This is a genomic window from Streptomyces atratus, assembly GCF_040655115.1.
Classification (GTDB): Bacteria; Actinomycetota; Actinomycetes; order Streptomycetales; family Streptomycetaceae; genus Streptomyces; species Streptomyces atratus_D.
Genome location: NZ_JBFAJH010000007.1, coordinates 121,319 through 143,698, shown reverse-complemented (window position 1 = coordinate 143,698; position 22,380 = coordinate 121,319). Strand labels below are relative to the sequence as shown.

Genomic DNA, 22,380 nt, shown 5'->3' with positions numbered 1-22,380 from the left:
TCGTAGGTTGCGAGAAGACCCGCACACCCGCGCGTCCACGGAGAAACAGAGGGAACGGAATGAAGCTCACCGAACCGGTGCCCGGCGGTCCCTGCTGGATCGAGCTGAGCACCCCGGACATCCCGGCGGCCAAGTCGTTCTACGCGGCGCTCTTCGGCTGGCGGTCCGAGACCGATCCGCGCGAGGAGGCCGGCGGCTACACGATGGCGCACCTCGGAGCCGCGCGCGTCGCCGCCCTCAGCCCGGTCTACCAGCCCGGACAGCCGCCCGCCTGGACGGTTTCGTTCGCCACCGAGGACGCGGACGCCACGGTCGAGAAGGTGACGTCGGCGGGCGGCTCCCTGCTGGTCGGCCCGATGGACGTCTTCGATCAGGGAAGATTCGCGGTCGTCACGGACCCGTCCGGCGCGGTGTTCTCTCTGTGGCAGGGCCGGGCCTTCGCGGGCGCCGAGCTTCTCAACACTCCGGGGGCGCTCGGCTGGGTCGAACTCGTCACCCGCGAGGCCGATCCCGCACTCGCCTTCTACCCGGCGGTCTTCGGCTGGACGGTCACCGCGTCGGAGAGCTACCCCCAATGGGGCGTGGCCGGCGCGGACTTCGGCGGCCTGCTGGTGATGGACGACAGGTTCCCGCCCGAGGCACCGCCGAACTGGCTCCCCTATTTCGCCGTGACGGACGTCGAGGCGACCGCGGCCACCGCGCAGGGCGCGGGCGGCGAGCTGATGATGCCGCCTGCGGGCATCCCGGGCGGCCGGCGGATCGCGGTGGTACGTGACCCGCAGGGCGCGGTGTTCGGGATCCACCAGGCAGGCGAAGACGGCTAGGGCCTCACGTTTGGATCATGCCGGGGTCGCGGGGTCCGACCCCGTCCAAACGAAAGACCCTGGGTCCTGTCGGCAGGCTGACGACAGGACCCAGGGTCCGCCGGAAGACGTCAGAGGCTGGACGTTCCGGCGCCGAGGGGCCCCTCAGGATTGCGGAGCCCTTCGGCCGCGTCCGACACCCGGCGCAGCAGATCGAGGAAGACGGCCTGCTCCTCGGCGGAGAGCGGGCCGAGGAAAACCTGATTCATCCGGGCCGCCCGCACGGAGATCCTGCGGTGGGTGCGCACTCCGTCCTCGGTGAGGTGCAGCAGGGAGCGGCGGCCGTCCTTCGGGTCGCGCACCTTGTCCAGCAGCCCGCGTCGCGAGAGCCTGCTGATGACCTCGGCGATGGTGGAACGGTCGAGTCCGACCCGCTCCCCCACCGTGCGCTGATCAAGTCCGGGCTCGGCGATCAGGGCATTGAGCACGGCGAACTGCGGGGAGGTCGTCTCCTCCGAGACCATCGTGTTCCACAGCAGGTAGTGCGCCTGCTGGAGGCGGCGGGCCAGATGCCCGGGGTGGCTGCTCAAGTCGACCGCGGACACGGACACCGTCCTCCCTGCTGCTTCTTCTCGCCAGGATCTCAGTGTACTGAGGGCCTTGACCCCGTTGACCAGGCATGGATAGCTTCTGGCAATCAACGAATGCTCAGTGCACTGAGTAATATGCGGAGGAGAGAGTGATGACCGAGATCCGCGCGCTGCGGGACGCGGTGAACCCTCCGCCGAGACCGGCCACCGCCGAGCCGGTCCGTCCCTGCTGCACCCCGGCGTCACGGCGCAGCAGGGGCGGACCGCCACCGGCCGGGAGTTGCGCACCGCCGACACGATCGGCACCACCGCACCGCCCACGCCCCAGGAGTCCACCGCCCCGGGCGCCCTCACGGCCACGTGATCCGGGCGTCCGGCGCGCCCCGCTCCCGTCAGAATCCCCCGTCTCCGGAGCCGCGACATGACAAGCCATGACATGGCCACCCATCCCCTGCCCGACGGGCTGCGTCAGCGGGACATCGACGCCGAGGTCGCCAAGGTCCACGCCGACGCGCCCGCCGGTGCGCACCATCCGCCGCGCGACTACCCTCCGTACCGCAGCAGCCACTACCGCCATCCGCACCGGCCACTCATCCCGCTGGCCGATCCCGAGGCTGTCGAGCTGTCCGGACCCGCTTTCGGCGTGACGGACGTCACCGCGCTCGACCGCGATCTGACCCGGCAGCACCAGGGCGAGCCGCTCGGTGAACGCATCACCGTCTCCGGCCGGATCCTGGACCGGGAGGGCCGCCCGGTCCGCGGGCAGCTGGTCGAGGTGTGGCAGGCCAACTCCTCCGGGCGGTACGCACACCAGCTCGACCAGCACCCAGCACCCCTGGACCCCAACTTCACCGGCTTCGGCCGCTGCCTGACCGACGACGACGGCGGCTACAGCTTCACCACCGTCAAGCCCGGCGCCTACCCGTGGCGCAACCACGACAACGCCTGGCGCCCCGCGCACATCCACTTCTCGCTCTTCGGAACGGCGTTCACCCAGCGTCTGGTCACCCAGATGTACTTCCCGGGCGACCCGCTCTTCCCGTACGACCCGATTCTCCGGTCCGTCACCGACCCGGCCGCCCGGGAGCGGCTCGTCGCGACGTACGACCACGACCGTTCGGTCGCCGAGTGGTCGCTCGGTTTCCGCTGGGACATCGTTCTCGACGGACCGTCCGCCACCTGGATCGAGGAAGGCCACCACTGATGACCCACGCCCCGACCCCGTCCCAGACCGTCGGCCCGTTCTACGGGTACGCACTGCCGTTCGCCGGTGGCGGCGACATCGCCCCGGCCGGCCATCCGGACACGATCACCGTGCACGGACTGGTGCTCGACGGCAACGGTGACCCGGTCCCGACGCGCTGATCGAGATCTGGCAGCCCGCCCCCGACGGCTCGCGCACGGGCCGCCCCGGCTCGCTGCGGCACGATCCGGTCACCGGCCGGGTCACCGGCCGCGACGGCGTCGGATTCACCGGCTTCGGCCGCGTCCCGACCGACTCCGACGGCCATTGGGCGGTACGGACCCTGCCGCCGGGCGGTGTCCCGTATCTCTCGGTCGCCGTCTTCGCCCGCGGACTGCTCCACCACCTGTACACCCGGATCTACCTGCGGGGTGCGGACGGCACCGTGCCCGCCGGTGACCCGCTGCTGGAGTCGCTGGACGCGGAATGCCGGGCCACACTGATCGCGACGCCCACCGACCGGCGCACCCACCGATTCGACATCCATCTGCAGGGCGCCGGCGAAACGGTCTTCCTGGAGTTCACGTGACGTACGAGAGCGATGCCGGCCTGCTCGCCCCCGGGCGGGCCGGCTCCCCGGCCGAGACCAGCACCGGCGATCGCGCCGTCCTGCAGGCGATGCTCGACGCCGAGGCGGCGCTGACCCGCGCCCAGTCCTCGTGCGGGCTCGCCCCGGCGGACGCCGGGCGGGCGGTGACACAGGCGGCGGTCGCCGACCGCTTCGACGTACGGGACCTGGCGCTCCGGGCGCGCTCCGGCGGCAACCCGGTCATCCCCCTGGTCGCCGACCTCACGGCGGCGGTGCCCGAGGAGGTGCGGCCGTATGTGCACCGGGGTGCGACCAGCCAGGACATCCTGGACACCGCGGCGATGCTCGTCGCCTCACGCACACTGGCCGGGGTGCTCGACGATCTGGTGCGGGCGGCGGACGAGCTGGCGCGGCACGCCGCGGCGCACCGCGACACGCCGATGGCGGGCCGCACGCTCACGCAGCACGCCGTGCCGACCACATTCGGGCTGAAGGCCGCCGGGTGGCGTGCGCTGATCCTCGACGCGCGCGACCGGCTGGCTGCCGTACGGAATTCCCTCCCCGCCCAACTCGGGGGCGCGGCAGGGACCCTGGCCGCTTTCACCGCCTTCTCCTTCGAGGAGAGGAGCGCGGACGGACTCGCGCTCGTCGCCGCGTACGCACGTGAACTCGGTCTGACGGAACCCCTGTTGCCCTGGCACACGCTGCGCACCCCGGTCGCCGATCTCGCCGGGGCACTCGCCTTCGCCGCGGGCGCGCTCGGCAAGACGGCGGTCGATGTGCTCACGCTGTCCCGTACCGAGATCGGCGAGGTCGAGGAGGGCCGGGTCGGCGGTTCGTCCGCGATGCCGCACAAGGCGAATCCGGTGCGCGCCACGCTGATCGCGGCTGCCGCCCGCCGGGCGCCCGGCCTGGCGGCGACGCTGTACGGCTCGCTGACCGCCGAGGACGAGCGGCCCGCCGGGGCGTGGCACGCCGAGTGGGAGCCGCTGCGTGACCTGCTGCGGCTGGTCGGCGGCGCCGCGCGGGACGGCGCCGAACTCGCGGCGGGGCTGCGGATCATCCCGTACGCCATGCTGGAGAACCTCCACCTCACCGACGGTCTGATCGTCTCGGAGCGGCTGGCCGCCGTCTTCGCCGGACGGATCGGCCGGACCCGGGCCAAGGAAGTCCTGGCGGTCGCGGCGGACCGGGCCCGGTCCGAGACGACCGACCTGTCCGATGTGCTCTTCGATGTCCTGGACGAGGAGCCGGAGCTCGCCGGCCTCGATCTGGCCGAACTGACCGACCCCGCCCGGTACACCGGAACCGCGGGCCCCCTCACCGACCGCGCACTGGACCGCCGATGACGTACCCGCCCGACCGCCTTCTGCACCACCGTACGGAGGGCCCGGCCGCCGCTCCCCCGCTGCAGCTCGGACCCTCGCTGGGTACGTCGACCGGGCTCTGGGACGCCGTCGCGCCCGAACTCTCCGCCGCCCACCGGGTCGTGCGGTGGGACCTTCCCGGACACGGGAAATCGGCCGCCGACCTGATCAGGGCGGGCGCCACGGTCGCTGATCTCGCCTCACTGGTCATGAAGTTGGCCGACTCGCTGTCCCTGGACCGGTTCTCGTACGCGGGGGTGTCGCTGGGCGGCGCGGTCGGCCTCTGGCTCGCCGTCCACCACCCGGAGCGCATCGACCGGCTCGCCGTCGTCTGCTCCTCCGCCCACTTCGGCGAGCCCGGGCCGTGGCAGGAGCGGGCGGCGCTGGTCCGGCGGGACGGGATGGCACCGGTCGCGGCCGGGGCCGCGGCGCGCTGGTTCACACCCGGTTTCACCGCGCCGGAGCTGCTCGACGATCTCCGGGCCACAGAACCTTCCTCCTACGCCGCCTGTTGCGACGCCCTCGCCGCGTACGATCTGCGGCCCCGGCTCCCGGAGATCCGGGCGGCGACGCTGGTGATCGCGGGGCGCGAGGACCCGGCGACACCCCCCGCGCACGCCCGGGAGCTCGCCGACGCGATCCCCGGCGCCACGCTCACCGAACTTGCGGCGACCTCGCATCTGGCGCCCGCCGAGAACCCCGAGGCGGTGCGGGTGGCACTGCGGGACCACTTCGGTGCGTACGGGAACGGGAGCAGGAGCGGGCGCAGCGGCATGGCCGTGCGGCGGGAGGTGCTCGGCGATGCGCACGTGGACCGGGCACAGGCCGGCACGACCGGATTCACCGCCCGTTTCCAGGACTTCATCGCGCGGTACGCCTGGGGCGAGATCTGGACCGACCCCACGCTGTCGCGCCGCGAGCGCAGCCTGATCACGCTCACGGCACTCGTCGCGCACGGACACCACGACGAACTGGCGATGCATGTCCGGGCGGCGCTGCGCAACGGTCTGACGCCGGAGGAGATCGGCGCGGCGCTGCTGCAGACCGGGGTCTACTGCGGTGTTCCTGCCGCGAATTCGGCGTTCGCGGTGGCCCGCCGGGTCCTGGCGGAGGTACAGGAGACCGACGGGCCGGACGCCTCTCTGCCGAAATGACCGTCTCAGACCAGTCGGCCGTCGCAGGCGATGGGCCGGCCGGCCCGTACCACCATGGCCGGGACCGGCCGGTCCACCACGGCCTCCGGTAGCGAACCGGGGGCGAGAAGTACGAAGTCGGCCGGGTCGCCGACCTCCAGCCGGGAGGCGGGCAGACCCAGCAGGGCCGCGCCGCCCTGGTCCACGACCTCGTAGCAGGCGGGGAGTCGGGCATCAGTGCGGGCGCCGGTGCGCTACGCCAGCAAGTGGGCCAGGGTCATCATGGAGCCGTCACCGAACGGCGTCCACGCGTCGCGCACGCCGTCGGAGCCCGCGGCCAGCAGCACCCCGCTCCTGGTGAGCTGCGCGGTGGGCATGACCGGCCCGCCGCCCACGGCGCAGGTGACAAGTGAGACGCCCAAAGCCGCCAACAGAGCTGCGGTCACATCGAGTTCCTCGCCGCGGAGCTCGGCGACGGCGAAAGCGTGACTCAGTGTGACGCGCCCCTGCATACCGGCGGCTACGGTGCGGCGGCGACCTCGGTGACCTGACGCATACCGACGGCGCCGCCGTCGTGGAGAAGGCCGGACTGATCTACACCGACAAGGGCTACGGCTGTCGCTGGTGGGTGAACACCGCCGCGGTCACGGCGGGCTCTACGCGGCTGTGGCCCACGGTCGGGTGGATACGATCCGGCTGCGCCGAGCGCTGGCCGAAGTGCCGCTGCCGCGGGCCGCCGACGGTCGGCCGGTCCTGGCCGTCGACGTCACCTGCTGGCTGCGGCCCGACGCCCACACCTCACCCCAGCGGATCCTGTGCCACACCTACGGACGGGGCAAGGACCAGCACATCCCCGTCCCCGGCTGGCCGTACTCGATCGTCTGCGCGCTCGAGCCCGGCCGCAGCTCGTGGACCGCACCGCTGGACGCACTGCGTCTGGCGCCGGGGGATGACACCGCCACCGCCTAGGGTGGCGTCGGCGCGTCAGTGGTCCGTGCAGCTCGCAGCTCGGCCAGGTGATCGGCGACAACGGCGCGCAGCGCGTCGGGGGTGTCGACGTCCGGGCGCATGGCGGCGTGCACGGCGAGCCCGTCCAGCAGGGCGTGCAGCCGGGCGGCCTCCCGCTCCGGGTCGCGGCCGGGACCGATGAGGCCGGCCACGAGTCCGCGGCAGCCCGCGCGGAGCATGTCGTACCCCTCGTCGCGCAGGGCCCGCAGCTCGGGGTCCGTCATGGCGCGGGCGGTGAAGGCCAGCCACACCTCGTTCTCCGCTCGCCGCTGGTCGTCCAGCGGCAGCAACTCCGCGAGTACACGCGCGGCACGCTGCCGCGGGTCGCCGTCCGAGGGCAGTGCCGCGACCCGCTGCTCGATCCCGTCGATGACCATCCGCAGCGCGAAGGTCATCAGCTCGGACTGGCTCGCGAAGTAGTGCCTCAGTGAGCCCATCGAGAGTCCTGCCTCCCGGGCCACGTTGCGGACCGAGGCGTGCTCCAGGCCGTCGCGCCGGACCACCCGCCATACCGCTTCAGCCAGCTCTCTGCGACGGATCCGAGGATCGACCACCTTAGGCATGGACCTTTTATAGCACAGTCGTGCTACATTTGACCCGGACGCTTCATGGCACGGTCGTGCTAAATAAATCGCGGAGGCTCCCATGCAGCTCACCCGCCCCACCACCACCCCTGAATCCGACTCGGCCCACCGCAAGCCCTTGCTGCGCTCACGGGCCCTATGGGCAGCCGCCCTCGGCTGGCTGGCCGTCAACGCGCTCGTCGTCGCCGTCGCAGGAGACCGACTGCCCTTCACCTGGGCATCCAGCACCGGGCAGAAGACCGCGGACCACCTCCTGGAAGCCAACGCCGGTCTCGTCGAGGTTCTGCTGCTGATCGCCCTCGTCGGTCTGCTCACTCGCCGACGGCCCCGGCCCGACCTCGCCGCCCGAACTCCCGAGCACGCCCAGGCGCTGCGCGAAACCCTCCTGCTGCTGGCCTACGGAGCAGCCGGACTCGCCTTCGGATACGTCCTCGCCCGCTCTCTCGGCTGGCACCCCTTCGGCTTTCACCTCGCCGGCACGCTCTACGGCACCCTTGAACACGTCACCCCGACCGAGGCCGTCACCTGGGCGCTCTACAACGTGATCGTGTACGCCCTCCTACCTCTGCTCTACTTCCGCCGTCGCTATACCGCCGAACAGCTCTTCCTGCGCTCAGCCGACCGCAGGGCCGACACCGTCCTGATCGCCGTCGTGCTGGTCGTCGAGTCGGTGGTGCAGTACCTGGTACTCGAACCCGAGACCCTCGAACTGGGCGGCCGCCGACTGCTCGTGGGCCTGCCACTCACCTTCACGCTCTACCTCGCCGGCGCGGTGCTCCCCGCCATGATCTTCATCTACGCGATCCTGCTCCCCCGCGTGCTCAAGCTCACCGGCTCGACCGCCGCCACCGTGGTCGCGGGCGGCCTCGCCTACGCCGCCTTCCACCTGTGGGACGCCTGGACGCGGTTCGGCTCGCTCGAAGACGCGCTGCTGTCGGGGGCCTTCCTGCTTCTCACCTATTTCGCCCCAGGCATGATGAAGGCGGTGCTCACCCTGCGCACGGGCAACGCCTGGGTCCACGTCTGGGCATACCACGCCCTGGCCCCGCACACCCTGGCGGACACCCCTCATGTGGTGCACATCTTCCGCGTCTAGTGCCCCTCCCGGCAAGCTTTGCCCCGTCGCGCCGCCCAGCACGCACGCTCGCCGCGTTGGCCAAAAGCCCTGGTAGCTCCGCTACAAGGACTTCCGGCCGCCTTGCGATCGCACGCACCGGACGACGCTCCTTCCGGGCAAACATTGCCGGTCACGGCACTAGCGCGACGTCCGCGCGGGCTGTGTCCAAGACAAGTGGTGATCTTCGCGATGGCTTCGAAGGCGTCCACCTCCGCGAAGGCGACATCCTCGTCGTCCCCTCCCTCAACCGGCTCGGGCGCTCCGTCCAGGCCCCCATCACCATCGTCTCCGGCCTGCGCAGGTGCGACATCGACTGCACCTCACTGCTCGATCCACTCGACACCACCACCCCCGGCGGGCGGCTGGTCTTCCACGTCTTCGCCGCCTCGCCGTCATCTCAGGCTCGCCGATCAACCAGGGCTGTGACCTGGGCGGCCAGGTCGAGGACAGTGTCTTCGACCCGGCCGCCCAACGAGCGGCCCGCCCGGCACCCTCCCACCGGGAGATCGACGTGGGGCAGCGCCGTCCGACGGCATGTGTACACGCCTGCGCCCCCGTACGCGAACGTACGGGGGCGCAGGCTGCTGCGTGCGGCAGGAACCCGTCAGCCGAGGCCGCGGGCGTCCTGCTTCAGGGCCGTGTCCACGGTCAGGGCCGTCGCCACGACGAGGCTGAGCAGCGGTTCGGGCAGCTGGTAGTGGATCTGCAGCACGTAGTTGTCCGCCGTCGTGAACATCGTCTTCGCGAGGCCTTCCCAGGTCTTGGTGATCCTGGCGATCTCTGCGTCGTTGTGGTCGACGATCGCGAAGTTCCAGGCGCGCCAGTTCTCCGCCTTGATGGCACCGACCTGCTGACCGTCCACCATGATGGCGAAGTTGATCTTGCCTATGGCGTTCTGCTGCACGATCTCGCCGACCGGCTGCCCGTCCGGGCGCCGCACGATGACCCGGGACTTGATGAACTTCGCCGGCCGGGTCAGCAGCAGCTGCGGCTGCCCGTACGCGTCACGGATCTCCAGCCTGTGGGTCAGATACTGATCGATGCTGGAGACGAACCGCAGCACCTTGCGCAGCGCGCTCTGGCCGACCTGGATGACCGAGCCGATCGTGTTGCCCTGCTGATCGAAGACGCGGTACTCGTTCGTCACCTCGATCAGCTTGGCCTTCTGGTTCACGACCAGGACCTGCTGATTGAAGAGCGTGGCGCCGCCGGGAGCCGCGCCCTGCTGCTGAGGGACGGCCTGCTGGTGCTGGGGGGCCGCCTGCTGGTGGGGCACCTGGACCTGAGCGGGGGCCTGCGCGGGCGCCTGGGGCCGAGCGGAAGCCTGGGGCTGCTGTCCGCCCGCCGGGTTCGTGTGCTCGGTCCACTGGGAACCGTCCCAGTAGCGCAGCAACTGGGGCGCGCCGTGCGGATCCGGATACCAGCCCGCAGATACGTTCGAGTGCGTTGTCACCGGGGCACACTATCCCGCCGATCCGACCGGGCAAGCCCCGTTCGTCACATCAATAGCATCCCCACACTCGTTGAAACTTCACACACCGCGTACGATGTCAGGAATGATCAGGCTCAGTGAACGGACCGACCGACGACGGGACGGCGCCCGCGCGTCGGCCGTTCTCGGTTGGCTGCTCATCCTGCTGGCCATGGTCTCGTGCTGTTCGCTCGCCGAGACGGGCGCGGCCGCACACCACGCCGCAGTCCGAACCGCGGCCGCGACGCCTGCCCTGACTCCGCCCCCGGCCTCTGCCACGCGGATCGTCGTGGCCGTCGCACGGGACGACCGGGGCGTCAGCAGCTCCTGCCACGGTGTCTCGGAGCACGCGACACCCGTCGTGCTGCCCGCCCAGGCCGCACCTGTCGCGCTCCCCGGCCCGGCGGTCACCGCTCCGGTCGGCCGGCTCGTCGGCGCCGCCGGTATCCGCGGCCCCTCCAACGACGCCGTGGGCGCCGTCGACCATCTCCGTCTTCAGGTTCAACGGATCTAGAAGCAGGGCCCGTTCTCCCGCCCTGCCCTCTTTCCGTACATCATGTCGACCCGAGGACTCTCCATGGCTTCCGCCAAGAAGCAGAACACCCCTGCCGCCGCACGCCGCGCCAAGCTCGATGAGGCCCGCCGCAAGGAGCGGGCCCGCGAGCGCAGGAACCGCATCATCACCATCTCCGCCTCCGTCGCCGTCGTCGCCGCACTCGTCGCGGGCGGCGGCTATCTGATGTCCGCGGCCGACAAGCAGGACCGGGCCGAGGAGAAGGCCAAGTCCTCCCCCGTCCAGGGCGAGCGGAGCTGGGACAAGCTCACCCAGAACCATGTCGAGAAGCCGGTCGACTACCCGATGAACCCGCCGGTCGGCGGCGACCACAACCCGGCCTGGATGAACTGCGACTCCGACGTCTACACCGAAGCGATCCCGAACGAGAACGCCGTCCACTCGCTGGAGCACGGCGCCGTCTGGGTCACGTACAACGACAAGGCGCAGCCCGCCGACATCAAGAAGCTCACGGACCGCGTCGCCAAGACCCCGTACTCGCTCATGAGCCCCGTGAAGGACCAGGACGCCCCGCTCATCCTCAGCGCCTGGGGCAAGCAGGTCACGGTGAAGAGCGCGACCGACGCGCGCGTGGCGCAGTTCTTCACCAGGTACGTCCAGGGTCCGCAGACACCGGAGCCTGGCGCCGCCTGCACCGGCGGGATCGCCAAGTGACGTCCTCGGTCCGCGCGCCGCGGCCGATGGTGCTGGCGGGCGCCGCGGTGCTGTTGCTGGCCCTGGGGCTGGTGGCACTCATGCTCGTACGGCCGTCGTCCGCCCGGCAGGAGGCACCCCCACAGGGAGCGGCCCGGTCGGCCGTGCCCGCGGAGACATCGGTCGATGTGGGGTTCGCGCGTGACATGTCGATCCACCATCAGCAGGCGGTCGAGATGTCGTTCATCGTCCGGGACCGGACGTCCGACGAGGACGTGCGGCGGCTCGCGTACGACATCATCAACACGCAGGCCAATCAGCGCGGCATGATGCTCGGCTGGCTGGACATGTGGGGCCGCGCCAAGAGCTCCGGCCGCCCGCCGATGGAATGGATGGGCCACACGGTCGCCTCCCGGGGCGACGGTTCACTGATGCCGGACATGGCGACCGACACCGAGCTGGACGCGCTGCGGGCGGCGAAGGGCAAGGACGCCGAGGTGCGGTTTCTCCGGCTGATGACCGTGCACCACCGGGCCGGTGCGGAGATGGCGCAGGCGGCGGCCGACGCGGCGGGCACGGACGAGATCAGGAATCTGGCTGCCGGCATGGTCCTGGGCCAGCAGTCGGAGATCAGGCTGATGGCCGACATGCTGAAGGAGCGCGGCGCCACGGCATGAAGTCGGCGGGCCGGGGCGTGGTGGTCCCGTAGGTACGTACGGGACCACCGCGCGCTGCCGATGCGGTCCGTCGGACGACGACCACCTGTACCCACGCAGGGGTCGGCGTCGTTCCGTCGGCGAGGCTGAGGCCGAGCGTGAATTCGTAGCCGCGGCACGGCGGCGAACGGCACGTCGGCGCCCACGCCCGGGTCGCCACCGGGTCGCGGCCCGCGCCTCGAGCACCCCGACAGCGCGACGGGACACGACGGTTCCGGCGCCCGCCGCGAGGGGAACCGGCGCCCGCTCCGGACCGTACTGACGTGCGGGATCGCATAGGCTCGGCAGCGATATGAAGAACAACCTCACGACGCTGGGGCCCAAGGCCGACAAGGACACCGTGCGACGGAGCAACCTCAGCCTGGTGCTGCGGGCCGTCCGTGACGAGGGCGAGCGCGAGGCGACCAGGGCCGGGGTGGCCGCACGCGTGGGGCTGACCCGTGCCGCCGTGTCCTCGCTGGTCGAGCAGCTGCTCGACAGCGGGTTCCTCACCGAGTCCGGCAAGACGTTCAGCGGGCAGGCCGGGCGCCCCGGCACCGCGCTCAAGGTGGCGCGCACCGGCCCCGCCGGGCTCGGCGTCGAGGTCAACATCGACTACGTCTCGGTCTGTGTCGTGGACCTGGCCGGCACCGGCCGGGTCCGGCTGACGGAACACCTCGACAACCGGGGCGCTCCACCCGCCGAGGTGCTGGCACGGGCGGCCCGGATCGCGGCCCGCACCCTGGATTCGGCGGCCGAACAGGAGCTGTTCCCGGTCGGGGTGGCCCTGGCGCTGCCCGGACTGGTGTCCGGCGGCGCGGTGCGCCAGGCGCCCAACCTGGGCTGGAACCAGGTCCCGGCGGAGGCACTCTTCGCCGCGTCGCTCGCCGCACTGCGCCCCGGCCGCCCGGAACTGCCGGTGAGTTCGGAGAACGAGGCCAATCTGGCGGCGCTGGCCGAGCTCTGGTTCGGCGGGCTCGACGAGATCCGCAGCTTTCTGTATCTGACCGGCGAGATCGGCGTCGGTGGCGCCCTGGTCATCGACGGTGAACTGCTGCGCGGTGCACACGGGTTCGCCGGCGAGATCGGGCATGTGATGGTGGACGCGGACGGGCCGGAGTGCCGGTGCGGTTCGCGCGGCTGTCTGGAGCAGTACGCGGGACAGGCGGCGCTGCTGCGGGCGGCCGGGATCGACGAGACCGGCAGCGGCATCGGGGTGGCCGAGCTGGAGCGGCGCACCCGGGCCGGGGACGAGCGGGCCGTCGCCGCGGTGGTGGAGGCGGGCCGGATGCTGGGGCGGGTGCTGTCCGGGGCGGTGAATCTGCTCGACCCGGACGCGGTGGTGCTCGGCGGGATATACCGGGGCCTGATGCCGTGGCTGTCGCCGCCCGTCGACGAGGAGCTGACGGGCCGGGTGGTGTCCGGGCTGTGGTCCCCGCGCGGCGGCCGGCTGCGCGCCTCGTCGGTCGCGGGCGACGCGGCGCGGGGTGCGGCGGCGCTGGTGATGCAGGACGTACTGGCCGACCCGGTGGCGTACGCGGCCCGGGTTGCCGGCTGAAACGGGGGCCGGGCCGCACCTGCCTGACACAGGTACGACCCGGATTCGAATGCGAGGGCGGGGGCGGGGGCGGACCTGCCTGACCCAGGTACGGCCCCGCACCGTCCGGCCGCGCTGTCAGCGGACCCCGAGCAGGTGGTCCATCGCCAGCTGGTCCAGCACCTCGAACGCCATGCCGCGCTCGGCCGCCGCGTTCACGTCGAAGTCCTCGAACGCCGAGCGGTCGGCCAGCACCCCCGCCAAGCCGTCCTCGGCCGTCGGCCGGGCCAGCTCGTCGAGCCGGGACGCGCGCAGCGCCTCCTGGACCGCCGGGTCGGCGCGGAAGGCGGCGGCGCGCTCCTTGAGGATGAGGTAGTTGCGCATGCAGCCCGCGGCCGACGCCCAGACACCGTCGTCGTCCTCGGTCCGCGGCGGCTTGAAGTCGAAGTGGCGCGGGCCCTCGTAACCGGCGGTCTCCAGCAGGTCGACGAGCCAGAACGCCTGGCGCAGGTCACCGGCGCCGAAGCGCAGGTCCTGGTCGTACTTGATGCCGGACTGGCCGTTGAGGTCGATGTGGAAGAGCTTGCCCGCCCAGATGGCCTGCGCGATGCCGTGCGGGAAGTTCAGCCCGGCCATCTGCTCGTGGCCGGTCTCCGGGTTGACGCCGACGAGTTCCGGGCGCTCCAGGCGCTCGATGAAGGCGAGGGCGTGGCCGATGGTCGGCAGCAGGATGTCGCCACGCGGCTCGTTCGGCTTGGGCTCGATGGCGAACTTCAGGTCGTAGCCCTGCTCGACGACGTAGTCACCGAGCAGGTCGAAGGCCTCCTTCATCCGGTCGAGGGCGACCCGGATGTCCTTCGCTCCGCCCGACTCGGCGCCCTCGCGGCCGCCCCACGCCACATAGGTGGTGGCGCCGAGCTCGACGGCGAGGTCGATGTTGCGGAGGGTCTTGCGCAGCGCGTACCGGCGCACGTCCCGGTCGTTGGCGGTGAACCCACCGTCCTTGAAGACGGGGTGGGTGAAGAGGTTCGTCGTCGCCATGGGCACGACGAGCCCGGCCGCGTCCAGCGTCTGCCGGAACCGCTTCACGATGCTCTCGCGCTCGGTGTCCGACGAGCCGAACGGGATCAGGTCGTCGTCGTGGAAGGTCACCCCGTACGCACCCAGTTCGGCGAGGCGCTGCACGGTCTCGACGGGGTCGATCGCCGCGCGGGTCGCGTCGCCGAACGGGTCGCGCCCCTGCCAGCCCACGGTCCACAGGCCGAAGGTGAACTTGTCCCCCGGGGTGGGCTTGAAGCGTTCCGTCATGGTCTGACCACCTTCGGTGCCGTCGGGTCCGCGGCCGGTGGAGGCCGCCGAGCCCCTATTTGTTCAGTGTCATGACTAATCATGCACGGTGCCCCGCGGAGACGTAAACCCCCCACCACCGGGAATCAGGGACGACCCCTGTTCCGAACGGGACCGATCGCGTAATTTGTTTTCCGTACGATCAAATAGATCGCCCCAGCCCTCCGGCCCTCCGTGGCCCCCTGCACCGCGAGAATGAGGTAACCCCATGCCGCCGCGTACCGTCGTCATCGGCGTGGACAGCTCCACCCAGTCCACCAAGGCCGCCTTCGTCGACGCCGCAACCGGCCGGCTGCTCGCCGTCGGACGTGCCCCGCATGTCGTCAGGGGTGAGGCGGGGGCCCGCGAGACCGACCCCGAGGTGTGGTGGCAGGCGCTGCGCACCGCCGTCGCCGCCGGACTGAAGGAGTCCGGCGTGCCCGCCGCGGCCGTCACCGGCATCGCGGTCGCCGGTCAGCAGCACGGCCTGGTCGTCCTCGACCGTGACGGCCGCCCGCTGCGCCCGGCCCTGTTGTGGAACGACACCCGCTCCGCCCCGCAGGCCGCCGCCCTCACCGCCGCGCTGGGCGGCGCGGACGCCTGGACAGCCCGCACCGGGTCGGTTCCGGTGGCCGCGATGACCGCGTCGAAGTGGCAGTGGCTGCGTGAGAACGAGCCGGAGACCGCCGCCGCGACCGCCGCGATCCGTCTCCCCCACGACTTCCTCACCGAACGGCTGACTGGTGCGGCCGTCACCGACCCCGGCGACGCGTCGGGCACCTGTTGGTACTCCACCGCCACCGGCACGTACGACCCCGAGCTGCTCGAACTGCTCGGCCTGGACGCCGCGTCGCTGCCCGAGGTGGCCGAGACGGGTGCGTCCCGCGCCGGTTCCCTGACCGAGGAGGCGGCGCGGGCGCTCGGCCTGCCGGCCGGGATCGCCGTGGCGGCGGGCACGGGCGACAACATGAGCGCCGCCGTCGGCCTCGGCCTCGGCGGCGCAGGACTGCTGGACCACCCCGTTCTCAGCCTCGGCACCTCGGGTACGGTCTTCGCCGCCTCCCGGACCCGGCCCGCGTCGGCGGCGCTCTCCGGATTCGCCGCGGCCGACGGTACGTACCTCCCGCTGGCCTGCACGCTCAACTGCACGCTCGCCGTGGACAAGGTCGCCGCCCTGCTCGGCCTGGACCGCAACGACGCGGCGCCCGGTGGCGAGGCGGTGCTCCTCCCCTATCTCGACGGCGAGCGGACCCCCGATCTGCCCACCGCCTCCGGTCTGCTCACCGGCCTCCGGCACGACACCACCCCCCAGCAACTCCTCGGCGCCGCCTACGAGGGCGCGGTCGTCACCGTGCTGCGCGCCCTGGACGAGCTGCTCCGGGCCTGCGGGCTCGACCCGGCCGACCCCGAGGTCGCCGCCCGCCCGCTGCACCTGATCGGCGGCGGCGCGCAGGGGCGCACCTGGGTCGAGACGGTACGACGGCTCTCGGGGCGGCCCGTGATCGTGCCCGGCAGCGGCGAACTGGTGGCCCTGGGAGCTGCCGCGCTCGCCGCGGCGGCGGCCTGCGGCGAGGACCCCGTCGCGATCGTCACCGGCTGGAATGCCGGCGGGGGATCCGAGGCGGACACCGAACTGCCGCCCATGGAACGGGACATGGACACCTGGAACCGGGTCGACTCGGTGCTGGAGCGGGTCGCCGGCCCCCTGCTCGGCGGGGACCGGTAGCCATCCCGTCGCCACATCCTGCAACCACCGCTGACTGACTGTCACTCGCCCCCACCGGCCCGGGACAACGGCATCCCGGCAGCCCCCGGACCGGTTTGGGGGTGGCATGTGATCTTCACTAGTATCCGGCGATGATCATAAGAAGAAGGCTGACGGTCGGGGTGGGCATTCTGCTCGCCACCCTGACCGCCGGGCTCGGCACGGCCCTCCCCGCCGCCGCCGATGAAACCCCCACCAAAGCCTCCCCCAAGGTCGAGCTGGTGCTCGACGTCAGCGGTTCCATGCGGACCCGTGACATCGACGGCCAGTCCCGGATGGCCGCGGCGAAGCAGGCGTTCAACGAGGTCCTGGACGCGGTGCCGGAGCAGGTGCAGCTCGGCATCCGGACCCTCGGCGCCGACTACCCGGGCGACGACCGGAAGGTCGGCTGCAAGGACACCAAGCAGCTCTACCCGGTCGGCCCGCTCGACCGGGTGGAAGCGAAGACCGCGGTCGCGACGCTGGCCCCCACCGGCTGGACTCCGATCGGGCCCGCCCTGCTGGGCGCCGCCGACGATCTCGAAGGCGGCGACTCCACCCGCCGGATCGTGCTGATCAGCGACGGCGAGGACACCTGCGGCCCGCTCGACCCGTGCGAGGTGGCGCGCGACATCGCCGCCCGCGGCATCCACCTCGTCATCGACACGCTGGGCCTGGTGCCGAACGCCAAGATCCGCGAGCAGCTGACCTGTATCGCCGAGGCGACCGGCGGCACCTACACCGCCGTGCAGCACACCGATGAACTCTCCGGCCGCGTCAAGCAGCTGGTGGACCGGGCGGCCGAGCCCGTCGTCACCCCCGTGGCCACCGAGGGCGCGGACAGCTGCTCCGCCGCGCCTCAGCTCAAGGCGGGTCTCTACACCGACCGTGAGAAGTTCGGCGAGCACCGCTGGTACCGGGTGGATGTACTGCCCGGCCAGGAACTGCGCGCCTCGGTGAGCGTGTCCGCGGACCGCGCCGTCAACAACGACTACGGCGTGCTGCTGCGCGCGGTGACCGTGCACGGCCGCGAGATCGTCAGGGGCTCGGAGTCCGGCACCGGTCGCACCGACGCGATCTCGTCCGGGCTCCGCTACCCCAAGCCCGAGCAGGACAGCACGGACAGCGGGGACGAGCCGGTCGCGGAGACCGTCTGTCTGCAGCTCAGCAACTCCTTCTCGGCCCCGGCATCGGTGAAGACCTCACCGGGCATGCCGGTCGAGTTGACCGTCGACGTGGTGGACGCGCCGGACGACGCGGCCGATGCCGCCGCCTTCGGTCTCGGCCGCGGCTGGTGGCTCCTGGGCGTACTCGTCCTGACCGGACTGATCGCGGGTCTGCTCTTCGGCTGGATCTCGCGCTGGCGCGTCGCCGTATGGAGGACCAACTGATGGTACGTACACGACGGGTACTCGCGGGTGCCCTGCTGGCCGGAGTGGCCCTGCTGACGTCTGCGGGGTCGGCCACGGCCGACGACCCGTCGGCGAGCCCGAGCCCGAGCGCCTCCGACGGCGGTTCGGGACCCACCGAGGCGGGCACCACCTTCCGTACCGCGACGGCGATCCAGCAGAACCAGCACGCCACCGCCGGGGCGTCCACGGGTGACTACCTGTACTGGGTGTTCCCGGCAGACGCGGGACAGCGCGCCACCGTCAAGGCGACGGTCACCCTGCCCAAGACCGACACCCGGCACGGCGCCTCGACCTGGCAGGTCGATGTGTACGACGGGCTGCGGCGCCGACAGGCCTGCATGTACGGCCACCAGACCAGGAAGGCGGCCGCCGACGCGTCGGCCGTCGAACTCTCCTGCGTCCTGCGCACCGTCCGCGCCTGGTCCGAGCCGTGGGCGAACGACCCACTGCCGGGCAGCTACTACGTGCGCCTGACGGTCGTCGACCTCCCGTCGGCCGACCTCGGTCAGCCGGTGCAGACCGCCGTCGAGGTGACGGCGGCCGACAAGGGCGGCGCCCATGACGTCGACGGCACGCTGAGCGAGCCGCTGGTGCCCGGCGCGTCCTCGGTGCAGCAGACGGCGGACGACACCTCGTCGGACGGCGGCTCCACGACCCGGGTCCCGCTCGGCAGTGAGCCGGACGACGGCTGGGCCTCAGGCTGGTGGACGGACCGCTGGATCTGGACCGTCGGCGGCGGCGTACTCGGTGCGCTCGCGGCCGTGTTCGGCTACTCCCTCACCCGCGGCAACGGCCGCCCGTCCCGGGTCCCGCCGGGCGCCTGACCCGCCCCGGCCGCGAACCGGCCCTCATGCACGGCGCCTTCGCCCCACACCGATGGGGCGAAGGCGCCGCGGCGTTTCCCGTGGCCGAGCCGTCCGGTGCACGTCGGCGTCCGGACGGTCGCCCCCATCTCCCGGCCCGTGCGGACGGGACAGCACGCGGGATCCCGGTCCGCGGTACCGCCCTGCCGACCACACTCCCGTGACGAGACCCGGATACCCTCGACAACTCACGTACTCCGCAAGGCCGATGAGGTTCACCGACCCTGCCGGCACTCCGGAGTCCAGCCATGTCGCCGCGTACCGGATGCCGGTGCGCGCCACCAGCGAGCGGAGACCTTTCATGTCCACGGAGACCGGCCCGGCCGCCGATGCCGAGCGGCGCGGCCACGTGACCGTACCGGGCCCGAAGGGGCTGCCGTTCCTCGGGAATCTGCCGCAGTTCGGGAAGAACCCGCTGGAGTTCTTCGAGCGGCTGCGCGGGTACGGGGACATGGTGCGGTGGCGCTACGGCCCCAACCCCTGTGTGTTCATAGCCGATCCGGAGTGCATAGGCGAGCTGCTCACCGAGACGGAACGCACCTTCGACCAGCCGGCGCTGGGCATCGCGTTCCGTACCGTGATGGGCAACGGCGTGGTGGTCGCGCGTGGTCCGGACTGGCGGCGGAAGCGGTCGCTGGTCCAGCCCTCGGTACGGCCGAAGCAGGTGCGGTCGTACGCGGCGACGATGGCGGGCAGCACGGTGGAGCTCGCGGACACCTGGTCCGGTGGTGAACGCATCGACATCAAGCGGGAGATGGCCGCGCTGACGCAGAAGATCGCGGTCCGCACCATCTTCGGGGTGGACACCCCGGCGGACACCGAGACGATGGGCCGGGCGATGGATGTCGCCCAGCAGGAGATCGGCAAGGAGTTCAGCGGCATCGGTGCCCTGCTCCCCGACTGGGTGCCGACGCCCGGCCGCGCCCGGATCAAGAAGGCCGCCGCGGTCATCGGCGCCGAGGTGGGCCGCGTCGTGGCCCGGCACCGCGACGGCGACGGCGAGCGTCCCGACCTGCTGAGCCGGCTGCTGACCGCGGTGGACGAGACCGGCGCGCACCTCACGGACGAGGAGATCCGCGACGAGACCGTCACCCTGTACATCGGCGGGCACGAGACGACCAGTTCCACGCTGGTGTGGGCGTGGTACCTGCTGTCGCGCAATCCTCGAACGCGCGCGGCGCTCACCGAGGAACTGGACCGTGTCCTCGGCGACCGGGAGCCGGAGTTCGACGACTACGCGCGGCTGACGTACACCCAGGCAGTGGTCAAGGAGACGCTGCGGCTGTACCCGACGATCTGGCTGGTGACCGGAGTCGCCAAGGACGGGGCGCGGATCGGCGGTGTGGACATGCCGAAGGGGACGAGGGTGTGGACCAGCCAGTGGGCGACGCACCGCGACGAGCGGTGGTTCCCGGAGCCCGAGGCGTTCCGCCCGGAGCGCTGGGACGCCGACAACGGCGACGACATCGCGGAGTACGCCTGGTTCCCGTTCGGCGGCGGACCCCGGGTCTGCCTCGGTACGCGGTTCGCGATGGTCGAGGCGGTGCTGATCCTGGCGGTGCTCGCGCGCCGGTTCGAACTGGACGTGGACCCGGGTGACGTCAACCCCGTGCCGACGCTGACCCTGCAGCCCGACCGGCAGGTGCTGGCCACCGTGCGGGCGCGGTAACTCGGCGGGGAGCGTGTCCGTATGGCGGAACACGCGCGGGCACGATGTGCTCTCGCCTTCCGCCGTACGGCATCCTCGTGCTGAACGAACAGCGCGGCCCCGGAGCGGCGAGTGATCTTGCCGGTGCGGGGCCCTACCCGACGGTGGAGGATGCGGAACCCGATGACCGACAACTCCGAGATCGTGGCCTTTGTCCGGGCCCGCCTGGCCGAGGAGGAACAAGTCGCGCGAGCAGCCGGCGGCGAGAGCTGGCGGTGCCCGGCCGAGGTGCCGGGCGAGGTCCACGACCGGACCGGCGCCATCGCGTTCAGCCTGCGGACGCATGGCTACGACGACCACATCGCCCTGCAGGATCCCGCACGCACGCTCCGCCGCATCGAAACGAGCAGGGTTCTCCTGGACGAGTACGAGGAGGTCGCCGCCCTGGACACCGACCGCCCGCACCACGACTTCCCCTCGGGCCGCGCGGTCGGGCTCGGATTCGTCGTCCGGCAGATGGCGGCGGAGGATGCCGGCCACCCCGACTACCAGGCCAAGTGGCTGCCGCGGTTCACCCACTGACGAGGCCCCCGCACGGAGTGTGACCGGGTTGCGGGCCCGTGCGCCGTACGCGACCGGCTTCCTGTCGGGCCGAGGAGGGCCGACACCAGGTGCGCGCGCCGCCGCACGGCGGACGGCCCCGCCGCCGACGGCGGGTAGCCGCGCACCGGCCGGTTGGGGGTCATGGGCCGCGGCGCGCCAGGGGGGTGTCCGGCGGATCGGGGTCGGACAGGGCGCGGCGTCCGGTGCGGTGCGTCGCAGGGCGTCGGAGCGTCCTGACAGCGGAGCTGTCCGGGCGTTTCGGCAACGCCGCGAGGTGCCGCGCCGGGCGTCGCGGCCCCGGCCGTGATCCGCTGGACACCCCCTGGCCGTCACAGCGGGCAGGTCGCAACAGGACGGCAGATACTGATCTGGTCCGTCCGCACCGGCCCTTCGCGGGGACACACCGGCCACGCTGCCGCGATCACCGGCCGTCGAGCATCCGGGAGAGACACCGTGCGTCTGTGCCCCACCATCGCCTCCGCGCTCACCGTCCCGGCCGCCGCTGCGGCCGCAGTGGTTCTGGCGGCCACCGGCGCTTCGGCCACCATCGGCACCGCACACTCCGCAGAGGTCAGCCGGCTCGGTACATGTCAGGAAAAGGCCCTCAGGGTGAAGGCCGCACCCGACGGCGGGCAGAACGTCGTGGGCGTCAGCGTCACCAACCACGGTGGGCGGAGCTGCGTCGTGGACAGGATCCCGACGATCACCTTCAGAGGGCTCGACGGCTCCGCCCAGACGGTGCCGCCGGTCGACCACGGCCCCTACGTCCTCGCACGCGGCGGGCGGGCGTACGCCGCGGTCCGCACCGCGGACCCTGCGGGTACCGTCGGGCATGTCGTCGGCAGCGTGAGTGTGGCGAGCGACCCGTCTCACTACGGGGTCACCTTCAGCAAGAACACCGTGGGCATGCCCCAGGGGATCCGCGTCTGGGAGCCGGTCACCACGCTGTGGCAGGGATCGGCGGCCGCTGCCCGCTCGGCGCTGACGGACGCCCTGGGCTGATCGACGCGGTCCGCTACGTCGGGTCCGGCCGCAGTCACCGACGCGGACGTGGGCGAACGGGAAGCCGCACAGCCGCTCCCCGAGGCCTCGCCGACCGTCTTGACCAGCAGCGCGGCCCGGTCTGCGAGACCGCCCCGCGCCTCGGGTGGCTACCGCTTCCTGGTGAACTTCACATCGAGGCCGCACGGCGCGTCCCGGTCGTCCGTCGCGCACAGGGCCTTGCCCTTGTCCACCACGGCGAGGTCGATGCGGCAGTCCTCGGCCGCACCGTGGAAGGAAAGGCCGGTCCAGGAACCGGACTTGGCGGCCTTCTCCGTGATCTCGGTGCTCTTTCCGCCCTCGGCGACATAGAAAGCCCAGCCCCCTTCGGATGCCTTTCCGGGACACATCGCGGGGGCGAGATTCTTCGAGTCGAGACCGGAGGCGGTAAATGTCCGGTCGGCGGCAAACGTGAAATTTTCACCGTGTGGGCCGGCCCAACTCCCGGTCATGCGGTCG

General features: G+C 71.9%; 23 protein-coding genes and 2 pseudogenes. 18 read left to right on the top strand and 7 right to left on the bottom strand.

Annotated features, from left to right (window positions below):
• Positions 1-59 precede the first annotated feature (59 nt).
• Entirely contained in the window at positions 60-824 is a 765-nt protein-coding gene (locus AB0I23_RS11425) for a VOC family protein (RefSeq protein ID WP_359109011.1), read from the top strand.
• Between the two features lie 110 nt (positions 825-934).
• On the opposite strand, the gene AB0I23_RS11420 is transcribed toward AB0I23_RS11425, so the two are convergent.
• Complete coding sequence (locus AB0I23_RS11420; RefSeq protein ID WP_359109010.1) at positions 935-1,408, bottom strand: MarR family winged helix-turn-helix transcriptional regulator; 474 nt, start codon at positions 1,406-1,408, stop codon at positions 935-937.
• Positions 1,409-1,814: 406 nt separating this feature from the next.
• On the opposite strand from AB0I23_RS11420, the gene pcaH reads away from it, so the two are divergent.
• The 4 genes and pseudogenes from pcaH to pcaDC all read left to right on the top strand — a co-directional run bounded on the left by pcaH (position 1,815) and on the right by pcaDC (position 5,686).
• Positions 1,815-2,597, top strand: coding sequence for a protocatechuate 3,4-dioxygenase subunit beta (gene pcaH, locus AB0I23_RS11415; protein ID WP_359109009.1), 783 nt, complete (start codon positions 1,815-1,817; stop codon positions 2,595-2,597).
• Positions 2,597-3,165, top strand: a pseudogene (gene pcaG, locus AB0I23_RS11410) (protocatechuate 3,4-dioxygenase subunit alpha). The gene pcaH and the pseudogene pcaG overlap by 1 nt, the downstream one beginning before the upstream one ends.
• Positions 3,162-4,514 carry a 3-carboxy-cis,cis-muconate cycloisomerase gene (gene pcaB, locus AB0I23_RS11405; RefSeq protein WP_359109008.1) on the top strand — a complete coding sequence of 451 codons (1,353 nt, stop codon included), beginning with the start codon at positions 3,162-3,164 and terminating at the stop codon, positions 4,512-4,514. The pseudogene pcaG and the gene pcaB overlap by 4 nt, the downstream one beginning before the upstream one ends.
• Entirely contained in the window at positions 4,511-5,686 is a 1,176-nt protein-coding gene (gene pcaDC, locus AB0I23_RS11400) for a bifunctional 3-oxoadipate enol-lactonase/4-carboxymuconolactone decarboxylase PcaDC (protein WP_359109007.1), read from the top strand. The genes pcaB and pcaDC overlap by 4 nt, the downstream gene beginning before the upstream one ends.
• 5 nt (positions 5,687-5,691) lie before the next feature.
• On the opposite strand, the gene AB0I23_RS11395 is transcribed toward pcaDC, so the two are convergent.
• Both AB0I23_RS11395 and AB0I23_RS11390 read right to left on the bottom strand, forming a co-directional pair.
• Entirely contained in the window at positions 5,692-5,871 is a 180-nt protein-coding gene (locus AB0I23_RS11395; protein WP_359109006.1) for a hypothetical protein, read from the bottom strand.
• A 48-nt stretch (positions 5,872-5,919) separates the two neighbouring features.
• The gene (locus AB0I23_RS11390) at positions 5,920-6,177 is read right to left on the bottom strand and encodes a hypothetical protein (RefSeq protein WP_359109005.1); all 258 of its coding nucleotides are present in this window, start codon (positions 6,175-6,177) and stop codon (positions 5,920-5,922) included.
• Between the two features lie 103 nt (positions 6,178-6,280).
• Here AB0I23_RS11390 and AB0I23_RS11385 point away from each other — a divergent pair.
• A pseudogene (locus tag AB0I23_RS11385) lies at positions 6,281-6,628 on the top strand (transposase); the annotation flags it as partial.
• 2 nt (positions 6,629-6,630) lie between these two features.
• Here AB0I23_RS11385 and AB0I23_RS11380 read toward each other — a convergent pair.
• The gene (locus tag AB0I23_RS11380) at positions 6,631-7,236 is read right to left on the bottom strand and encodes a TetR/AcrR family transcriptional regulator (protein ID WP_359109004.1); all 606 of its coding nucleotides are present in this window, start codon (positions 7,234-7,236) and stop codon (positions 6,631-6,633) included.
• Positions 7,237-7,318: 82 nt separating this feature from the next.
• Between AB0I23_RS11380 and AB0I23_RS11375 the strand changes: the two genes are divergently transcribed.
• Both AB0I23_RS11375 and AB0I23_RS11370 read left to right on the top strand, forming a co-directional pair.
• Positions 7,319-8,353: a hypothetical protein gene (locus AB0I23_RS11375; RefSeq protein ID WP_359109003.1), complete on the top strand. Its 1,035-nt coding sequence runs from the start codon at positions 7,319-7,321 to the stop codon at positions 8,351-8,353.
• On the top strand, positions 8,353-9,072 hold the full coding sequence (locus tag AB0I23_RS11370) for a recombinase family protein (RefSeq protein WP_359109002.1): 720 nt from the start codon (positions 8,353-8,355) through the stop codon (positions 9,070-9,072). The genes AB0I23_RS11375 and AB0I23_RS11370 overlap by 1 nt, the downstream gene beginning before the upstream one ends.
• Here the strand turns inward: AB0I23_RS11370 and AB0I23_RS11365 are convergent.
• The gene (locus AB0I23_RS11365) at positions 8,979-9,827 is read right to left on the bottom strand and encodes a phospholipid scramblase-related protein (RefSeq protein ID WP_359109001.1); all 849 of its coding nucleotides are present in this window, start codon (positions 9,825-9,827) and stop codon (positions 8,979-8,981) included. The two genes, AB0I23_RS11370 and AB0I23_RS11365, sit on opposite strands and share 94 nt — an antisense overlap.
• A gap of 103 nt (positions 9,828-9,930) precedes the next feature.
• Here AB0I23_RS11365 and AB0I23_RS11360 point away from each other — a divergent pair, with 103 nt between their 5' ends.
• The 4 genes from AB0I23_RS11360 to AB0I23_RS11345 all read left to right on the top strand — a co-directional run bounded on the left by AB0I23_RS11360 (position 9,931) and on the right by AB0I23_RS11345 (position 13,305).
• Positions 9,931-10,359, top strand: a complete 429-nt coding sequence (locus tag AB0I23_RS11360) for a hypothetical protein (protein ID WP_359109000.1) — start codon at positions 9,931-9,933, stop codon at positions 10,357-10,359.
• A 63-nt stretch (positions 10,360-10,422) separates the two neighbouring features.
• Positions 10,423-11,073: a DUF3105 domain-containing protein gene (locus tag AB0I23_RS11355; RefSeq protein ID WP_359108999.1), complete on the top strand. Its 651-nt coding sequence runs from the start codon at positions 10,423-10,425 to the stop codon at positions 11,071-11,073.
• Positions 11,074-11,099: 26 nt separating this feature from the next.
• Positions 11,100-11,729 (top strand): DUF305 domain-containing protein, encoded by a 630-nt coding sequence (locus AB0I23_RS11350; protein ID WP_436846923.1) that lies wholly within the window; start codon positions 11,100-11,102, stop codon positions 11,727-11,729.
• Between the two features lie 331 nt (positions 11,730-12,060).
• On the top strand, positions 12,061-13,305 hold the full coding sequence (locus AB0I23_RS11345; RefSeq protein WP_359108997.1) for an ROK family protein: 1,245 nt from the start codon (positions 12,061-12,063) through the stop codon (positions 13,303-13,305).
• 117 nt (positions 13,306-13,422) lie between these two features.
• Here AB0I23_RS11345 and xylA read toward each other — a convergent pair whose 3' ends face one another.
• Positions 13,423-14,592, bottom strand: a complete 1,170-nt coding sequence (xylA, locus tag AB0I23_RS11340; protein WP_359108996.1) for a xylose isomerase — start codon at positions 14,590-14,592, stop codon at positions 13,423-13,425.
• 247 nt (positions 14,593-14,839) lie between these two features.
• Between xylA and xylB the strand changes: the two genes are divergently transcribed.
• The 6 genes from xylB to AB0I23_RS11310 all read left to right on the top strand — a co-directional run bounded on the left by xylB (position 14,840) and on the right by AB0I23_RS11310 (position 21,882).
• Positions 14,840-16,336 (top strand): xylulokinase, encoded by a 1,497-nt coding sequence (xylB, locus tag AB0I23_RS11335; RefSeq protein ID WP_359108995.1) that lies wholly within the window; start codon positions 14,840-14,842, stop codon positions 16,334-16,336.
• Positions 16,337-16,467: 131 nt separating this feature from the next.
• Positions 16,468-17,745 carry a VWA domain-containing protein gene (locus tag AB0I23_RS11330; RefSeq protein ID WP_359108994.1) on the top strand — a complete coding sequence of 426 codons (1,278 nt, stop codon included), beginning with the start codon at positions 16,468-16,470 and terminating at the stop codon, positions 17,743-17,745.
• Positions 17,745-18,590 carry a hypothetical protein gene (locus AB0I23_RS11325; RefSeq protein ID WP_359108993.1) on the top strand — a complete coding sequence of 282 codons (846 nt, stop codon included), beginning with the start codon at positions 17,745-17,747 and terminating at the stop codon, positions 18,588-18,590. Before AB0I23_RS11330 ends, AB0I23_RS11325 begins: the two co-directional genes overlap by 1 nt.
• A 340-nt stretch (positions 18,591-18,930) precedes the next feature.
• A complete protein-coding gene (locus AB0I23_RS11320) occupies positions 18,931-20,298 on the top strand; it encodes a cytochrome P450 (protein ID WP_359109098.1) in 1,368 nt (455 codons plus the stop codon).
• Between the two features lie 162 nt (positions 20,299-20,460).
• Positions 20,461-20,859: a DUF6221 family protein gene (locus AB0I23_RS11315; protein ID WP_359108992.1), complete on the top strand. Its 399-nt coding sequence runs from the start codon at positions 20,461-20,463 to the stop codon at positions 20,857-20,859.
• A gap of 474 nt (positions 20,860-21,333) precedes the next feature.
• A complete protein-coding gene (locus AB0I23_RS11310) occupies positions 21,334-21,882 on the top strand; it encodes a DUF4232 domain-containing protein (protein WP_359108991.1) in 549 nt (182 codons plus the stop codon).
• Positions 21,883-22,031: 149 nt separating this feature from the next.
• Here AB0I23_RS11310 and AB0I23_RS11305 read toward each other — a convergent pair whose 3' ends face one another.
• On the bottom strand, positions 22,032-22,373 hold the full coding sequence (locus AB0I23_RS11305) for a hypothetical protein (protein WP_359108990.1): 342 nt from the start codon (positions 22,371-22,373) through the stop codon (positions 22,032-22,034).
• Between the last annotated feature and the right edge of the window lie 7 nt (positions 22,374-22,380).

Bases quoted from the DNA above. Each gene is read 5' to 3' on its own strand.
- AB0I23_RS11425 (WP_359109011.1), top strand. From the start codon at position 60: ATGAAGCTCACCGAACCGGTGCCCGGCGGTCCCTGCTGGATCGAGCTG.
- pcaH (WP_359109009.1), top strand. From the start codon at position 1,815: ATGACAAGCCATGACATGGCCACCCATCCCCTGCCCGACGGGCTGCGT.
- pcaDC (WP_359109007.1), top strand. From the start codon at position 4,511: ATGACGTACCCGCCCGACCGCCTTCTGCACCACCGTACGGAGGGCCCG.
- AB0I23_RS11390 (WP_359109005.1), bottom strand. From the start codon at position 6,177: ATGCAGGGGCGCGTCACACTGAGTCACGCTTTCGCCGTCGCCGAGCTC.
- AB0I23_RS11380 (WP_359109004.1), bottom strand. From the start codon at position 7,236: ATGCCTAAGGTGGTCGATCCTCGGATCCGTCGCAGAGAGCTGGCTGAA.
- AB0I23_RS11375 (WP_359109003.1), top strand. From the start codon at position 7,319: ATGCAGCTCACCCGCCCCACCACCACCCCTGAATCCGACTCGGCCCAC.
- AB0I23_RS11360 (WP_359109000.1), top strand. From the start codon at position 9,931: ATGATCAGGCTCAGTGAACGGACCGACCGACGACGGGACGGCGCCCGC.
- AB0I23_RS11355 (WP_359108999.1), top strand. From the start codon at position 10,423: ATGGCTTCCGCCAAGAAGCAGAACACCCCTGCCGCCGCACGCCGCGCC.
- AB0I23_RS11350 (WP_436846923.1), top strand. From the start codon at position 11,100: ATGGTGCTGGCGGGCGCCGCGGTGCTGTTGCTGGCCCTGGGGCTGGTG.
- AB0I23_RS11345 (WP_359108997.1), top strand. From the start codon at position 12,061: ATGAAGAACAACCTCACGACGCTGGGGCCCAAGGCCGACAAGGACACC.
- xylA (WP_359108996.1), bottom strand. From the start codon at position 14,592: ATGACGGAACGCTTCAAGCCCACCCCGGGGGACAAGTTCACCTTCGGC.
- xylB (WP_359108995.1), top strand. From the start codon at position 14,840: ATGCCGCCGCGTACCGTCGTCATCGGCGTGGACAGCTCCACCCAGTCC.
- AB0I23_RS11330 (WP_359108994.1), top strand. From the start codon at position 16,468: ATGATCATAAGAAGAAGGCTGACGGTCGGGGTGGGCATTCTGCTCGCC.
- AB0I23_RS11325 (WP_359108993.1), top strand. From the start codon at position 17,745: ATGGTACGTACACGACGGGTACTCGCGGGTGCCCTGCTGGCCGGAGTG.
- AB0I23_RS11320 (WP_359109098.1), top strand. From the start codon at position 18,931: ATGTCCACGGAGACCGGCCCGGCCGCCGATGCCGAGCGGCGCGGCCAC.
- AB0I23_RS11315 (WP_359108992.1), top strand. From the start codon at position 20,461: ATGACCGACAACTCCGAGATCGTGGCCTTTGTCCGGGCCCGCCTGGCC.
- AB0I23_RS11305 (WP_359108990.1), bottom strand. From the start codon at position 22,373: ATGACCGGGAGTTGGGCCGGCCCACACGGTGAAAATTTCACGTTTGCC.